The sequence below is a fragment of the Aeromonas sp. SER genome (genome assembly GCF_038739615.1).
GTDB lineage: Bacteria > Pseudomonadota > Gammaproteobacteria > Enterobacterales > Aeromonadaceae > Aeromonas > Aeromonas jandaei.
This window is the reverse complement of the sequence record NZ_JBCGFC010000001.1, coordinates 187261-204082: the sequence shown is the minus strand read 5'-3', so window position 1 is coordinate 204082 and position 16822 is coordinate 187261. Positions and strand designations below refer to the sequence as shown.

At 54.2% G+C, this 16822-nt stretch carries 14 protein-coding genes; 11 read left to right on the top strand and 3 right to left on the bottom strand.

Annotated elements, in window-relative coordinates:
* Positions 1-631: 631 nt before the first annotated feature.
* The 3 genes from AAHA41_RS01025 to AAHA41_RS01015 form a co-directional block, all read right to left on the bottom strand.
* The gene (locus tag AAHA41_RS01025) at positions 632-2491 is read right to left on the bottom strand and encodes a U32 family peptidase (RefSeq protein ID WP_323068542.1); all 1860 of its coding nucleotides are present in this window, start codon (positions 2489-2491) and stop codon (positions 632-634) included.
* Positions 2492-2588: 97 nt separating this feature from the next.
* Positions 2589-3197 (bottom strand): LysE family translocator, encoded by a 609-nt coding sequence (locus tag AAHA41_RS01020; protein WP_323068541.1) that lies wholly within the window; start codon positions 3195-3197, stop codon positions 2589-2591.
* A 128-nt stretch (positions 3198-3325) separates the two neighbouring features.
* A complete protein-coding gene (locus AAHA41_RS01015) occupies positions 3326-4267 on the bottom strand; it encodes a LysR family transcriptional regulator (protein WP_323068539.1) in 942 nt (313 codons plus the stop codon).
* A gap of 227 nt (positions 4268-4494) precedes the next feature.
* Here AAHA41_RS01015 and AAHA41_RS01010 point away from each other — a divergent pair, with 227 nt between their 5' ends.
* From AAHA41_RS01010 to AAHA41_RS00960, 11 genes are all read left to right on the top strand, one after another.
* Complete coding sequence (locus AAHA41_RS01010) at positions 4495-5583, top strand: ketoacyl-ACP synthase III (protein WP_104015556.1); 1089 nt, start codon at positions 4495-4497, stop codon at positions 5581-5583.
* Positions 5584-5834: 251 nt separating this feature from the next.
* Positions 5835-7052, top strand: a complete 1218-nt coding sequence (locus AAHA41_RS01005; RefSeq protein ID WP_323068537.1) for a methyl-accepting chemotaxis protein — start codon at positions 5835-5837, stop codon at positions 7050-7052.
* A 9-nt stretch (positions 7053-7061) separates the two neighbouring features.
* A complete protein-coding gene (locus AAHA41_RS01000) occupies positions 7062-7430 on the top strand; it encodes a response regulator (RefSeq protein WP_033114172.1) in 369 nt (122 codons plus the stop codon).
* 13 nt (positions 7431-7443) lie between these two features.
* Positions 7444-7770 carry an STAS domain-containing protein gene (locus AAHA41_RS00995; protein WP_033114171.1) on the top strand — a complete coding sequence of 109 codons (327 nt, stop codon included), beginning with the start codon at positions 7444-7446 and terminating at the stop codon, positions 7768-7770.
* A 22-nt stretch (positions 7771-7792) separates the two neighbouring features.
* Positions 7793-10003, top strand: coding sequence for a chemotaxis protein CheA (locus AAHA41_RS00990; protein ID WP_323068535.1), 2211 nt, complete (start codon positions 7793-7795; stop codon positions 10001-10003).
* 10 nt (positions 10004-10013) lie between these two features.
* Positions 10014-11948 carry a methyl-accepting chemotaxis protein gene (locus AAHA41_RS00985; RefSeq protein ID WP_323068533.1) on the top strand — a complete coding sequence of 645 codons (1935 nt, stop codon included), beginning with the start codon at positions 10014-10016 and terminating at the stop codon, positions 11946-11948.
* A gap of 12 nt (positions 11949-11960) precedes the next feature.
* Positions 11961-12530 (top strand): chemotaxis protein CheW, encoded by a 570-nt coding sequence (locus AAHA41_RS00980; RefSeq protein WP_042032153.1) that lies wholly within the window; start codon positions 11961-11963, stop codon positions 12528-12530.
* A gap of 41 nt (positions 12531-12571) precedes the next feature.
* Positions 12572-14326 (top strand): methyl-accepting chemotaxis protein, encoded by a 1755-nt coding sequence (locus tag AAHA41_RS00975; protein WP_323068532.1) that lies wholly within the window; start codon positions 12572-12574, stop codon positions 14324-14326.
* Positions 14327-14383: 57 nt separating this feature from the next.
* Positions 14384-15187: a protein-glutamate O-methyltransferase CheR gene (locus AAHA41_RS00970; protein WP_209297967.1), complete on the top strand. Its 804-nt coding sequence runs from the start codon at positions 14384-14386 to the stop codon at positions 15185-15187.
* A gap of 5 nt (positions 15188-15192) precedes the next feature.
* Positions 15193-15684 (top strand): chemoreceptor glutamine deamidase CheD, encoded by a 492-nt coding sequence (gene cheD, locus AAHA41_RS00965; protein WP_323068531.1) that lies wholly within the window; start codon positions 15193-15195, stop codon positions 15682-15684.
* Complete coding sequence (locus AAHA41_RS00960; RefSeq protein ID WP_033114164.1) at positions 15681-16739, top strand: chemotaxis response regulator protein-glutamate methylesterase; 1059 nt, start codon at positions 15681-15683, stop codon at positions 16737-16739. Before cheD ends, AAHA41_RS00960 begins: the two co-directional genes overlap by 4 nt.
* The last annotated feature ends 83 nt before the right edge of the window (positions 16740-16822 follow it).

Genomic DNA, 16822 nt, shown 5'->3' with positions numbered 1-16822 from the left:
ATCTGCCTTTCATATGCCATGACAACGAGACAGAACTTAAAACAATGCCAATTAATGATGTTCGCAGCACCACGGTCATTTTTCAGCAGCAATACAACATCAAACCATTACCTCGACATGAATGTATAACCACTTGAAATGGAGTTTATTTTCCCGTCCGAACGGTCAAACTTGATTACGACCAACTTCCATTGCATTACTTTTAATATAGTGCCGACAAAAATAGCCATTGTATAAACACCGGTGATAATATTATTTTATGAATGAATTTACCAACAGCGCCTTAATAATAAAGGCCCGACTCAAAACAAGAATATCAGAGTAAGCACACTGGCTGATTGAAAAATAAACCCTTAAAAATCCAATGATGGAGTCAAACCTTATATCTACATACTAACTTTATTAAATTTTGATATTGCATTGGGAATGAATGTATTACTCAAAATAGGTGACAACGTAGTTACCCAATTAATCTTATTCAGCGAATAGGTGTGCAAAGGCGCCATTCCGGGCCGGGAAGAGACCGAACAGTTCCAACCATAATTGCCAAACAAAAGCCCCGGAGCCATGCTCCGGGGCTTTTTCATTTCTTCCCGACCAACTCTGATTTAACAGAGCCGCGCTCCAGCAATTACTTCTTCAAACTGCCCATCACATGCATTTCGCAGCGGTTGCAGTCAAAGCGCAGGCGGAAGGTATCCTTACCCATCTTGAGCTCCAGCGGCTCGGCCTTGAGACCGGGCACCTCGTTCGGGCAGAGGTTCTGGCTATAGCGGATGCAGTGCTTGGTGATCATCAGCACCACTTCCCGCTCCTCCTTGTTCGCCTCATAGGCAGGAGCAATGCGCTCCACCCCGTGCTCATGGAAGAACTTTTCAGCCGCGCTATTAAGCACATTGCCAAGGTAGGAGAGACGGTGCTGGGGATAGTTGATATCCCGCAGGGCGATGCGTCGCTCGGGACGCTGGTAGCTGGCCACCCGCGCCGCCTCCAGCGCGGCGATGCCATCCCGGCGCAAGCCGTTGAGCTGTGAGGCGGCGATAAATAGCGGGTGAGTGAATCCCAACTCAATCTTGCGCGCCACAAACAGGGTATTGCCGAGCTTGCCAAGTTGATCCCGCGCCTGTTGCAGCGCCCGCTCCGGATTGTCGGCAGGCTGTTTATCGCAAGACAGCGTCACCATGGCGCTGATGCCCTGCTCGTCGGTGAGCGTGAGGCTCACGCCCTCATCGCACTCTGCCAGCACCATATCGACCCGGATACGGCGATCCGCGCTCGCCTTCTCCAGCATCTTGCTGAAGGCCTGATCGTGGTTGCGGTAGATTTCGGTGCCCACCTTCAACCCCGGCATACGTTCTGACAAGAGTAACTGCTTACCTTCGACCTTGTTGAGGCGCATTCCCACCAGCTCGTTATTCGGCTTGAAGAAGCCCAGACCGTCGCCGTTGTTGAGAGTGACCTGTTTGCCATCGATCTCGATACCGTCACGGGTCACCTTGGTGACCCGCCCCAGCGGCTCACCCACATATTTTGGGCTCTTGGTGGAGTCGATCCCCTGCTGGCGACCATGGAGGAAGTAATCGGTGCTGCCGCGGTTGAAACTCTTCTTGGGGTCAGGCGTGAAGCTGTAGCTGCAACGGCCAGCAGAGGCAGCCACCAAATCGGAGCGACTATCCAGAATGGCGTCCAGCTTCTGCCGATACCAGGCAGTGACGTTTTTGACGTAGTCGAGCCCCTTGAGACGCCCTTCAATCTTGAAGGAGCGGATCCCCGCCTCGATCAAGGCCTCCAGGTTGTCGGTCTGATCCATATCCTTGAGGGACAACAGGTGGCTGTCGGCCACCAGCACTTCGCCATCTGGCTTTTGCAGCGAGCAAGGCAGACGGCAGAGCTGGGCACACTCACCGCGGTTGGCGCTGCGACCGGTACGGGCATGGCTGATGTTGCACTGGCCGCTGTAGGAAACGCAGAGCGCGCCGTGGATAAAAAACTCCAGCTGCACATTGGTCGCCGCACTGATCTCGCGGATCTGCGCAAGAGACAGTTCGCGCGCCAGCACCACCTGAGAGAAACCCACATCCTGCAGAAACTTCACCTTCTCCGGCGTGCGGTTGTCGGTCTGGGTACTGGCATGAAGGGCGATGGGTGGCAGATCGAGCGCCAGCAGTCCCATATCCTGCACGATGAGCGCATCGGCACCCGCTTCATAGATCTGGTGGGTCAGGCGCAGGGCCTGTTCCAGCTCGTGATCGTGCAGCAGGGTGTTGAAGGCGACAAAGACCTGGGCTCCGAAGCGATGGGCGTGGCGCGCCAGCGCTTCGATATCTTCAATGGTGTTGCCCGCCGCGCTGCGGGCGCCAAAGGCAGGGCCGCCCATGTAGACGGCATCGGCGCCATGGTTGATGGCTTCGATGCCGTAGGCGAGGTTCTTGGCCGGAGCCAGCAGCTCCAACCGGTTGTTGTGGCTTAACGGGTGCTTGTTCTGGTGCATGGTCTCGGGATCAGGGCGGACAGCAAATGGGCGCTACTCTAGCCCATTCACCACCCACATGCCTTGATCCCGCTTAAGGTATCTGCGAAATACAGGATTACATAACCACCTTAAGTGCCAGCCCGAGCAGCACCAGCCCGCTCACCTTGTCGATGACAAAGGATTTGGCTTTAAGCCACACCAGCACCGGCCCACGAGAGAGCACCAGCGCCACCAGCACGTACCAGACGGCATCGATCCCGCCAGCGGTGAGCATCATGATGCCCCCTTCGCTCCAGCCGGTATCGGCCCGCACAAACTGGCTGAACAGGGCGATGAAGAAGACCGCCAGCTGGGGATTGAGGAAGGCCACCATAAAACCTTCAAAGGCCCCTTGCCTACCACGCAGCTGGTGCGCCTCTTCACTCGCTTCACCACTGGCTGGTTTTGCCAGCAGAGCTTTCACCCCAAGCCAGGCAAGAAACGCAGCACCGCCGTAGCGGATCAGATCAAACAGGATTGGGGTCTGGGTGATCAGGATGGAGAGGCCAAGCGCGGTAACCAGCGCATAGATACCAACCCCGAGGCCGTGGCCAAGCGCGGTGGCGACGCCATGCCCCTGCCCGCCCTGCACCGTGTTGCGGATGATCAGCGCCAGGCTCGGCCCCGGGCTGATGGCGCCCATCACGCAGATTGCGGCCAGTGCCAGCCAACTCGTCAGTTCCATGCTTTTCCTCTTTATATGCTCGATATGATGCCCTGCATTCAGGGTACGGGCTGAGCCATTATGCCAGTAGTGAAAGTTATGAATAGATTCCATAACCAATGGCTATGGCACCACACAACTGACTGCGGCTAACCGCCGGGACCGAGCAGCTTGCGACTCTCGCCGACGGTACGTTGCAGGTGATCCCGCAGGAATGGGTAGGCCAGCTCGCGAAACCAGCGGTGGGCCGGATCCTGATGGTGGCGCTGATGCCACAGCAGATGATACTGCTGGTCGCGGGTAGCAAATGGCAGATCGACAAAGGTGAGCTCATGGCTGCAGGAGAGCTGCCAGGCGATATGGGCCGGGGTTGTCATCAGACAATCCGTGCGCAACAACACCTCCACTGCGGCCTGGAAGAATGGGACTCGGGCAAACCAGCGCCGACTCAGTCCCTGCGGCGCCAACACCTGCTCCACCGGACTGTCCTTGTCGCCTCCCCCGCTCACCTGCAGGTGAGGCCAGGCGAGATAGTCATCGAGACTCAGCACCTTGCCCGCCAGCGGGTGATGACGTCCCATCAACACCGCCAACCGATCTTCCCCCTGATGCAGACCGCGGATCTGATCCGGCACCTGTTCGGTGATGGTGGAGACCAGATCAAGCTCCGACTGCCACAGTTGCGGCAGCTGACGTTTGTCCCACAGGCTGTACTCCAGCGCCGCCAACGGCGCCTCTTTGGCGAGCGCGGCGCAGATATCGGGCAGGATATGCTGGGCAACATAATCAGAAGAGGCGAGCCGAAATACCCGCTCACAGCGGCTCGGGTCAAACCCAGGCGCCTCATAGAGCCGCTCCAGCGCACCGAGAGAATCCGCCAGCTGGGCTGCCAGCGCTTCGGCCCGTGGCGTCAGCAGCCAGCGTTGCCCCTCCCGCACCAGCAGCTCGTCGTCAAACTCACTGCGCAACTGGGCAAGCTGCTTGCTGATGGAGGGCTGGCTTAGGTGCAGCAGCTCGGCGGCGCGGCTGATATTGCGGGTCTCCAGCAGCACCTTGAGGGTGGGCAGCAGGTTGAGATTGGCTCTGAGCAAAGAGATACCCTCATCGGTGGCGAAACGCCTATCTTAGGGCAGACGAGTCCCGTGTTTTAAGCAAAATTTCCTGCCATGTTCAGCACGTTGCGACCCTTTGCGGCTAGATGGCGCAGCCACTTGCCCGGCACATAACCATGACCACAAGATGACAGTGGTTGTCTCGTGCGGCATAATTGCACGATTTTCCGCCCGCGGGGCGCTCCACTTTGAGAAGCGGTAACAAGATGAAATACGCCAATATCACAGGCTGGGGCAAATGCCTGCCCCCCTCAGTGCTGACCAATGACGACCTCAGCACCATCATGGATACGTCAGATGAGTGGATCTATCCCCGTACCGGCATCAAGCAGCGTCGGGTCTCCCATGTCAGTACCTCTGACCTGGCGACTCTGGCTGGCCGTCGCGCGCTGGCCTGTGCTGGTCTCGAAGCGAGCGACCTCGATGGCATCATCCTGGCTACCGCCACTCCGGACAACCTGCTGCCAAGCGCAGCCTCTGCGGTGCAGAAGAAGCTGGGTGCCGTCAACGCAGCCGTGTTCGACCTCAACGCCGCCTGCACCGGTTTCGTATATTCCCTCTCGGTCGCTACCTCGCTGGTACAGACCGGCATGATGAAGAAGGTGCTGGTGATCGGCGCCGAGCGCCTCACCTACCTGCTGGACTGGGCCCGTCGCGATACCGCGGTACTGTTTGGCGACGGTGCCGGTGCCGTGGTGATCGAGGCAAGCGAGCAGGAGTGTGGTTTGATTGCCAACAAGCTGGGCTGTGACAGCGAAGCGCGGGAGATCCTGCATGTGCCGAACTTCGGCACCGATCGGGTGCGCTTTGCCGATATCGACGGTCTGTTCACCTTCAACTTCGAAGGTCAGGAGATCTTCAAGCGTGCCGTACGCGGAATGGGCGAAGCGACTGCTACCGTTTTGTCTCAGGCGGGAGTGACCCCCGAGCAGATCGACCTGATCGTCCCCCATCAGGCCAATATCCGCATCATCGAAACCCTCGCCAAGCGGATGAATGCGCCGATGGAGAAGGTGATGGTCAATATCGAAAACTACGGCAACACCTCGGCCGCCACCGTGCCCATAGCCCTGTGCGAAGCGCTGGAGCAGGGCCGTGTCCAGCCAAACTCCTATCTGCTGACCGCCGCTTTCGGTGCCGGCCTGACCTGGGGTGCCGCCATCATCAAGTGGGGCGATCGCGTCACCCCTATCAACAAGTGCGAGGCGGAGCTGCCGCCATGCGACAAGAGCGCACTGGAGCTCATCGCCCATGCAGTGGAAGGGTGCCAGAAAGCCCACGCCAACGAAGCCTGACAGCTACCGCTTTCAGCAAAAGAGCCTGCAACTGCAGGCTCTTTTTTTATCCAGTTCACCCTACCCCTGTTCTTGTCCCCTTAACAGCGCCTCTGGCTACCTGCCATAACAGACCAATTTGCAGCCAAGTATTTTTTTTACGCTACCCTTATTGTGCCAACTATAAATAAAGAAAGAGATTCAAGAGACCCTCACATTAAAACCATCGGCTCTTGAACCCAAAAAAATTTTGCACTGGGATAAAACTTCAAATGACACAACCAAAAAGTGGCGTAAACACACCGCTTTGGGAACCGGTTTGCTGGTTCTGCGGTATCGGTCTTGGCGTACTGAGCTGCCTGCTGTTACAGCTTGCCGGCGGCCTTTCGCTCATTTACCTGCTTGTTACCGTGCTCTTCTCCTGCGGGGCCTCTCTCTGGACATCTCGCCATTTCCATCAGCAGTTGCACCACCAGCAAACTCGCTCAGCTGATTCTGCGGCCATAGATAACAGCGTACATGCCCACTCCATTGCTGGTCTCGAACAGGTGTGTGAAAAAGTTCTCCCCATCTGGTCAAAACAGATTGAAAACTCTCGCCAACAGACCGAGGAGGCAATGATCGATCTGACTCAACGCTTCAGCGGATTGGCCACCAAGCTGGAAGAAGCCGTCAATGCCTCTCATCTTGCTGCGGGGGAACTGGGAGATGCCAACTCTCGCGGCATGGCAGGAGTTCTGAGCGAAAGCCAACAACAGCTCAATGAAGTCGTGGTCATCTTGCACTCGGCGCAAGCCAATCGGGATGCCATGCTGGCCGAGATAAAGAGCCTGACAACCTACACTATCGAACTCAATGCCATGGCGATGGATGTTGCCAAGATTGCCTCCCAGACCAACCTTCTGGCACTCAACGCAGCCATTGAAGCAGCACGGGCTGGCGAAGCCGGACGTGGTTTTGCCGTAGTAGCGGATGAAGTGCGCAACCTGTCACGCCTCTCCAGCGAAACAGCCCAAAAAATGACGGATAAAGTCGACACCATCAACACAGGGATCAGCCGTGCATTTCAGATTGCCGAAAATGCCGCGGCACGGGATCACGCTTCGGCCCTCAATTCCGAGCAAACCATCGAGCAGGTGCTGAGCCGCTTTCGTCATGCCACCGACAGTCTGGCTGAGTCAGCGTCTTTACTGCAAAACGAAAGCACCGAAATCCATCGCGAGATCTCCAGCGTTATTGTCTCACTGCAATTTCAGGACAGGGTTAGCCAGATCCTGAGCCATATCCGGAAAAATATGGAGAACCTCTCGAACCACCTGCAATCGGAGCAAAACAACCAGCAATCGGGCCCCATCCAGATCGATGCCAACCGGTGGTTGGCTGATATGGAACTCTCATACGCAACCGATGAGCAACGCAATATTCACCATGGTCGCACTACCCGTACAGTCCAAGCGCAAACAAGCAGCGCTGACATCACATTTTTCTAGGAGAGATATATGGGCAAAACGATCCTGATCGTGGATGACTCGGCAACCATTCGCCAAGTTGTAGGCATGACGCTCAAAGGCGCCGGTTATGAAGTAATGGAGGCTTGTGATGGCAAGGACGCGCTCAAAAAACTCGACGGCAAGAAGATCAACCTGATCATCAGCGACGTCAACATGCCCAACATGGATGGCATCACCTTTGTCAAAGAGGCGAAAAAGCTGGCCAGCTACAAATTCACTCCCGTCATCATGCTGACGACTGAGTCGCAGGATAGCAAAAAGCAGGAAGGCCAGGCTGCAGGCGCCAAAGCATGGGTAGTCAAACCGTTCCAGCCGGAACAGATGCTCTCCGCGGTATCCAAACTGATCATGCCATGATCTCGGAGCTCATATGTCATTGCAAAGCGAGATGCTGGATAACAAGACAGTGGTCACTCTACCTGACGAGCTCACCATATACACAGTGGGCGAAATCAAAGAGGCACTCACCCCCTTGCTCTATCAAGGACGGGAACTGGAACTCAATCTGGCAAATATTGCCGAGATAGATAGTGCGGGACTCCAACTGCTGATCGCTGCCAAAAAAAGTGCACAGCAACAGGGTTACCCCCTCTCGCTGGTCTGGCATAGCAACGTCGTGCTGGAACTTCTGGAACTTTGCCAATTATCCGGATTCTTTGGCGATCCAACTCTCATCACTCATGACGAGCGGCCCTGAGCCACCATGACAAGGAGTCACTGTGAGTATCGATCTTGATCAGGCTTTACAAACCTATATTGCCGAGGCGCGTGATCTACTCGAAGAGATGGAGTCCGCTCTACTCTCACTGGAAGGTGAGCCAGATAATGGCGAACTGATAGGTGCCATCTTCCGAGCGGCTCACACCATCAAAGGCTCCGCAGGGCTGTTTGGGCTGCAACCGATTGTCGGGTTTACCCACATCGTAGAAGATCTGCTCGACCAGATAAGAAACCAGCAACTTGCTGTCACCTCTCCCTTGATAAAGGATCTGCTGGAGAGTTGTGACCACATCCAGCTACTCATCAGCGTCGTGGCCGAACAGGGCTCAGCATTGAGCGATAGCGACGAAATGCAGGATCAACGCTTGCGGCTCGCTCTCACCCGTTACCAATGCGTACCGCAAACCACGTTGCCAGATACGGTGCCCACTCCCGAAGCCAAAATAGAAAAAGAGGGAGCTGTCACCAGCTCAGCATCTCTATGGCATATCTCTCTGCGCTTTGGTCCGGACGTGCTGCGCAACGGCATGGATCCTGCGGCCTTTCTCCGCTATCTCTGCACGCTCGGAACTATCAGTGCACTGGAGACCATTCACCAGGCCATACCGGATTGGGAGCAATTTGATCCGGAAAATTGCTATCTCGGTTACGAAATTGATTTTGACTCGCAAGCAGACAAGGCTGCTATCAGCGACGTCTTTGAATTTGTCAGAGATGACTGCCAGATTGTCATTCTCCCCCCCCACAGCAAGATCACCGAGTTCATCAATCTCATTGAATCGCTGCCGGAAGATAACGCCATGCTGGGGCAACTGCTGGTCAATACCGGAGCCCTGACCGCAGAAGAGCTGGCCGCTGGACTGCAAACCCAGCAAGCGACATCAAATGAAACCGCCCCCAAGCTTGGTGAAATCCTTATCGCACAAGGCGCTGTCAATGAAGCCGTTGTCGATGCCGCATTGAAAAAACAAAACCAGACCAAAGAGAGCAAAAACAAGGAGGGACGCTACGTAAGGGTACATGCCGACAAGCTGGATGACCTGATTAATCTGGTTGGGGAGCTGGTAGTCGCCAGTTCAGGGGCAAACTTGCTCGCACAGCGCATCAGGGAAGCCCAGCTACAGGAAGCCACATCGGTGATCGCCATGCTGGTGGAAGAGATCCGCGATAACGCATTGCGCCTGAGAATGGTCCCCATTGGTGATACCTTCAACCGCTTTCAACGAGTTGTACGAGATGTAAGTCAGGAGCTAAACAAAGAAATCACCCTAGTAATATCAGGTGCAGAAACCGAACTGGATAAATCCGTCGTAGAGAAGATCGGCGACCCGCTCATGCATCTGGTCAGAAATGCGATGGATCATGGTATCGAATCGGCCGAGCAACGCCTACTTGCAGGCAAACCTGCCAAAGGAACGTTGAACCTCAACGCCTACCACGACTCGAACAGCATCGTTATCGAGATCAGGGATGATGGTGCGGGCCTCAATAAGGCAAGGATCCAGCAAAAAGCCATTGAACGCGGTTTGATCAGTACCACCAGTACGCTGACAGACCAGGAGATTTACCAACTCATTTTCGAGCCCGGCTTCTCCACTGCCGAAGCAATTACCAATCTCTCCGGCCGCGGCGTCGGTATGGATGTGGTCAAACGCAACATTACGGCATTGAGGGGCACAGTTGAGCTCGACAGCATCCCAGGCAAGGGCACCAGAGTGCAAATCCGCCTTCCGCTGACACTCGCCATCATCGACGGTTTTCTGGTCAGGGTCTGCGATACCCACTATGTCATCCCGCTGGATATGGTGATCGAGTGCGTGGAATTAACACCGAGCGCTCTGGCCGATACACAAGGACGAAATTACATCAACTTGCGAGGTGAAGTGCTGCCCTTTATTCGTCTGCAGCACTACTTTGATACCCAGGGCATCAAGGGACGTCGTGAGAATATTGTCGTGGTGAGTTATGCAGGGAAAAAGTCTGGACTGGTAGTCGATGAGCTGCTGGGAGAGTTTCAAACTGTCATCAAACCTCTGGGTAAATTATTCCAGCGGCTGCAGGGAATAAGCGGCTCAACCATTTTGGGAGGAGGAGAAATTGCTCTTATCCTCGATATTCCATCGCTTATTCAGCACGCAATAAACCAGGAATCAGGGCAATTTAGCCGATTAATCCCCCCATCAATCCAACCCCAAATCAGCATCAACTGAGGAGTCACATATGTTTAAAAACTCCACTATAAAATTACGCCTCATTGTTCTGCTTTGCCTGCTTTGCACACTTCTGCTCGGAGTTGGCAGCCTTGGCTTATATAATATGCAGAGCAGCAATACAGGGTTGCAACGGGTATACAACGACCGGGTGGTTCCACTCAAACAACTGAAAACAATCTCTGATCGCTACGCCGTCTCGATCATCGACAACGTCAATAAAGCCAATGCAGGTCTGATCCCGGCAGAAGAGGCTCTGACCCAGATTCAGCAAGCGCAAAAAGAGATCAAGGATGTATGGCAACAATATCAATCAACCACTCTTACCAGGGAAGAGCAGCGTCTATCTGCCGAAGTCACAAGCCTGTTTAATGCAGCCAACCAAGATATTGGCAAGCTGGAAAAGTATCTGGCAACCCAGCATGGCACGATCTCTGGCATGCTCAGCAACTTCGACGGGGCTCTGTACAACTCGATAGACCCCATAGGTAACAAGATAACCGAGCTGGTAACCCTGCAACTCGATGTAGCCAAAGCGGAATACACTGCGGCCCAATCTTGGTACCACATCATGCTCATCACCATGGTCAGCGTTGTCGCTGCAGGCATGATCCTCGCTGCCTGGTTGGGAGCCATGCTGATCAAAAGCATCATTGCCCCGATTGAACAAGCACTGCATGTGGCCAACAGTCTGGCTGCAGGCAACCTGGATGTGTCTATCAAGGTTGAATCAAATGACGAAGCAGGACAGTTGCTGCTCGCCATGGACAATATGGTCAAAACGCTGGGAGCACTGATCACCGACATAGAGACTCTGGTTACCGCCGCCGTTGAGCAAGGGGATTTCAGCCATAAAATTTCACTGGAGGATCGCCAGGGCTATATCAAGCGTGTATCAGAACTATTGAACCGCTTATCTCATGTCACGGATACCAGCCTTGAGGATGTGATGCGCATTGCAACCTCTCTCTCCAAGGGAGACCTGACACAACGCATTGACGAGCCCTACCCTGGGATTTTTGGTCAGACAAAAGATGGCTTGAACCAAACCATTGTGGCACTGACACACATCATTGAAGAGGTACGCAACGCCGCAGATAACCTCACCAATGCATCCAACCAAGTGAGCAACACAGCACAAGCCCTAAGCCAGGCAACCAGTGAACAAGCAGCCAGCGTGGAGGAGACAAGTGCATCCATCGAGCAGATGAGTGCCAGCATCAATCAGAACACAGAGAATGCCAAAATCACCGACAGCATGGCCAGCAACTCGGTAAAAGAGGCAACCGAAGGTGGGCGTTCTGTTCAGCAAACAGTGGCTGCCATGCAGCAAATAGCCAAGAAAGTCAGCATTATCGATGATATTGCCTATCAAACTAACCTGCTGGCACTGAACGCAGCCATCGAAGCAGCTCGCGCCGGCGAACATGGTAAAGGTTTTGCTGTGGTCGCGGCTGAAGTTCGAAAACTTGCTGAACGCAGCCAGGTCGCTGCACAGGAGATTGGTGAGCTATCTTCCGACAGCGTCAGCAAGGCAGAGTGCGCTGGCAGTTTGCTTGAGAAAATTGTCCCCTCGATCCGCAAAACATCCGATCTGGTTCAGGAAATTAATGCGGCCTCCTCTGAACAAGCCAGTGCAGCCAACCAAATCAGTCTGGCGATGAGTCAACTTAATCAGGTAACACAGCAAAATGCGGCCAGCAGCGAAGAGTTGGCAGCAACAGCGGAAGAGATGAGCTCGCAGGCAAGTGAACTGCAGCAGACTATGTCCTTTTTCTCGTTGGAGAAAAATGCGCAAACCAACATCAGTCAGTATGAGCAGAGCCATAAAAGCCATAAAGCATCTCCTCCCAGAGGAAGCTTTATTGCCCCACCACAACGGGCCATTCCGCCACATCAGCCCCCATCTTCATCCGTGAATGAAGCTGATTTTATTCACTTTTAACCGGAGGACCGCATGAACAGTTCAACCAATATCACGCTGCCGCCGGCAACATTGAACGAACAATCAGGCGACGCCCAGTACCTGACATTTCTGATTAACAACGAGATGTTTGCCATCAATATTTTGGGCGTCAAAGAGATCATCGAATACGGCAACATTACTCCCATTCCCATGATGCCAAGCTTTATACGCGGGGTGATCAATCTGAGGGGATCTGTGGTATCTGTCGTGGATCTGAGTGCCCGTTTTGGCTGCGCTCCCTCAAACATTACGCGCAGAAGTTGCATAGTCATCATTGAAGGCATGCCGCAGCAAGGCGATGAGCCGGCTGGTCATGACATCGGTGTTGTAGTCGATTCAGTATCTGAAGTACTAGGCATCCCCCCATCCGACATCGAACCGCCCCCCAGTTTTGGCGCAAAAATCAGAGCTGACTTCATCAGCGGAATGGGCAAGGTCAATGGCAAGTTCGTCATTCTGATCGACACCGAAAAAGTCCTGTCACTGGAAGAGATGGCCCAGCTCAACGAAATAACCCAGCCGCAGGCTCGTTTACCGCAGAGTAACCTGCAACTTTCCTGAACCGGTATCTAAACCATGACATGCAGCAAAAGGACACGCTCATGACTCAATCACTCTTTGGCAAACTCTTCGGCGACAGTGCAGCAGAAACGCTCAAGCATGCCCAACTACTGGCATCTATCAAAAGGCTCCAGCAAGCACTAATCGATGATGCGTCACTCCAACCGATCGATCTCTCCGGATTCGATGGTTCACAACTAGAGACTGGCCACAGCATCAATGAACTTGTCACTCTGATGAATGACAAGCTGGAGAGCTACAGAGAAGAGCTTCATAACAACCAGAGGCTCCTCCATGAAAATCGGCTGGTTCGCAAAGCACTCGATTGCGCCACAACCAATGTGATGATCGCCGATACCAATTTCGACATTATCTACATGAACGAAGCCGTGACCGAAATGCTCAATACAGCTGAATCTGATATCAAAAAAGAGCTATACAGCTTCAATGCCAATCAGCTGATGGGGGCAAACATCGACAGCTTTCACAAGCATCCCGGTCACCAGCGCGCCATGCTGGCCAAATTGAGCAGCACCTATCGTACCCAAATTAAGCTCGGTGGACGCACCTTCGCCCTGATTGCCAATCCGGTCTTCAATGACAATGGCGAACGGCTTGGTGCCGTTGTCGAATGGGCAGACAGAACCAAGGAGGTGACCATCGAGAGAGAGATGTCTGATCTCGTGCAAGCTGTCATCAACGGCGAACTGCACCACCGCATGGATCTGGCCGGAAAGAGCGGATTTTTCCAAACTATGGGGGAAGGGATCAATCAGATTGCCGAAGTGATCGACAGCACGCTAAGCGATGTAATCCGGATAGTTCAGTCTTTGGCTAAAGGAGACCTGACCCAGCACATTGAAGCCGATTACCCCGGCATATTCGGTACCACCAAGGATGCTCTCAACCAAACCATTGCCTCCCTGACCAATATTGTGACAGAGGTGAGAAGTGCCTCGGATAACTTATCCAGCGCAGCCGAACAGGTTAGTGCAACAGCTCAATCCATCAGCCAGTCGAGTAGTGAACAAGCAGCCAGCATGGAGGAGACCAGCGCATCAATAGAGCAGATGAGTGCCAGCATCAACCAGAACACCGACAACGCCCAAGTCACCGATGGCATGGCCAGCAAGGCCGCGAAAGAGGCGATAGAGGGTGGCGAGGCTGTCAAACTTACCGTTGATGCAATGAAGCAGATAGCCAAACGGATTGGCATCATCGACGACATCGCCTATCAAACCAACTTGCTGGCACTCAATGCGGCAATCGAGGCCGCCCGGGCAGGCGATCATGGCAAGGGCTTTGCCGTAGTTGCTGCTGAAGTTCGCAAGCTGGCCGAGCGCAGCCAGATCGCGGCACAAGAGATTGGTGAGCTCGCGTCCAGCAGCGTAGATATGGCAGAGAAAGCTGGGCATCTTCTGGATCAAATGGTGCCCTCTATCAACAAAACATCGGATCTTGTTCAGGAGATTAGTGCTGCATCCACTGAGCAATCAACCGGCGTCAGCCAGATCAACCTCGCCATGAACCAGCTCAGCCAGGTTACCCAGCAAAATGCATCCTGCAGCGAAGAGCTGGCGGCAACGGCGGAGGAGATGAGCACTCAGGCAGAACAACTACAACTCGCTATGGAGTTCTTCACTCTGGAGGAACCACACAAAGAGAACAAAGCCAACGGCAAGTCTGCGCATCACCATACCAAAGGGCATTTCGTTACCGAGGGGAATAACAAAAACCAGGATCGATTAGCCGGCCAATCGCGTCCACTCAATGATTCTGATTTCGTCCGGTTTTAACCATGAGAAGAGAGGCATTGCCTCTCTTCTGAATATCTCTGGTGGAGGCATAGGCACTTGTACCAAATCCAGTTACATGATGACGAATTCTCCCGTTTCCAACGCTGGCTGCATCAGACGGCGGGGATTGATATGTCCCCTGCCAAAAAAGCGCTGGTCGCCAGTCGGCTGGCAAAGCGGGTATGTCACTACGGGCTGGAAAGTTATGACGATTATTTTCAGTTCATCATGGCCGACAGGAGTGGCGAACTGCAGCTGGCTCTCGATCTGCTCACGACTAATGAAACCTACTTCTTCAGAGAACCCAAGCATTTTGAGTTTCTGACCCAGCAGGTTCTCACCCACGTCCCTGCAGATCGCTCATTGAGGGTTTGGAGTGCTGCCAGCTCCTCTGGTGAAGAGCCATACAGCCTTGCCATGACCCTGGCAGAGAAGCGAAACACGCTCGGCTGGGAGATCCTGGCCTCGGATATCTCATCACGGGTGCTTGAGCAGGCGATGAGCGGGCGCTATCCAATAGAACGAGCCCATAACATACCGCTCTCTTTTTTGATGAAGTACTGCCTCAAGGGCATCGGTCTGCAGGAGGGCACGTTCATCATCGATCGCAAGCTACGGGAAAAAGTCCGTTTCATGCAGATCAACCTCAATCAGGAACTGCCGGACATTGGCATGTTTGACGTCATCTTCATCCGTAATGTCATGATCTACTTCAACAAGGAGACCAAAGCACAAGTATTGCAACGGTTGGTGCCCAAGCTGAAACATGGCGGCTATCTGCTGGTCAGCCATGCAGAAAGCCTGCACGGCTTGCCGCATGGTTTGCAGCTTGTCTCTCCCTCCATCTACCAGAAGAGATAACCAGTATGGCACGGGAGGTGATCCTGCAACCGGGGGAGATCTTCTTTGGCAAGGAAGATGTGCACATAAAAACCTTCCTTGGCTCCTGCGTGGCCATCACCTTGTGGCATCCGGAGCAGAAACAGGGCGGTATGTGCCATTACATGTTGCCAACCCGGGGAACACCCACCACAGAGCTGGATGGGCGCTATGCCGATGAGGCCATCACCCTGCTGCTAAAGGCGATTGCCCAGTATCCCGCCCCCATTCATGAGTACGAGGTGAAGTTGTTTGGAGGGGGCAACATGTTTGACGCACCAGAGTACATCCAGAGCGACAACAATGTCGCCACCAGAAATATTCAGGCAGCCTGGCAGCTGACCAAACACCTGGGACTTGATATCAAGGCTCATCATCTTGGCCACTATGGCCACCGGAGTCTGATTTTCGAGCTCAATAGCGGTAGTGTCTGGCTGCGCCATCATCGTCTGCCACATCAACGGGAGTCGCGAGAATGAAACAGATCCGGGTCATGCTGGTGGATGATTCCGCCGTGGTCAGACAGGTCTTGCAAGCTGTGTTGGAGCAGGAGCCAGATATCAAGGTTATCGCAACAGCCTCAGACCCGATTTTTGCCCAGGACAAGCTGAAGAAAGAGTGGCCCGATGTCATCATACTCGATGTGGAGATGCCACGAATGGATGGCATCACCTTTCTCACCAAGATCATGGCAGAGCACCCAACCCCAGTAGTTATCTGCTCCTCTCTGACCGAAAAAGGAGCTGAAACCACCCTGCAGGCAATGGCGGCCGGAGCGGTCGATATCATCACCAAACCAACCATGGGAATAAAGAGCTTCCTGCAGGAGTCAGCCCATGATCTGGCTATGGCGGTACGAGCCGCTGCACAAGCCAATATCAAGCGGCTCGGCAAACCGGCACCCCGCACGACCAATCCCAAACTCAATGCCGATGTCATGTTGTCCCCCAACCAGCACGCCATGGCACAAACCACCGAGCGGCTCATCGCCATCGGTACCTCCACGGGGGGCACCCAGGCGCTTGAGGCTGTCCTGACCGCCCTCCCCCGGGTCAGTCCCGGCATCGTGATCGTGCAGCACATGCCGGAAAAATTTACCGCCATGTTTGCCGAGCGTCTCAACGGGGTGTGTCAGATAGAGGTAAGAGAAGCCAAGAACAATGATCGAGTGATCCCGGGACTGGCGCTGATCGCGCCGGGCGGCAAACACATGATGCTCAAGCGCAGCGGAGCTTATTACCACGTCGAAGTGGTTGATGGCCCTCTTATCAACCGTCATCGCCCCTCGGTAGATGTGTTGTTCCGCTCCGTGGCCAAATATGCCGGCAAGAACGCCACCGGCATCATCATGACCGGCATGGGGGATGATGGAGCCCGGGGATTACGCGAAATGCTGGAAGCGGGAGCCAACACCTATGCCCAGGATGAAGCTTCCTGTGTGGTCTTCGGCATGCCCAAGGAGGCGATCAAACTCTCGGCTGCCCGCCATGTACTTCCTTTGCAGGAGATGCATCACGCCATCCTCGGCAGATAACTCCTTTGACTAGGATTTCCGCCATTACCCATAAAAAAGTCCGGCTCCCCAAGGGGAGCCGGACTTTTTACTGCAACCGGAAA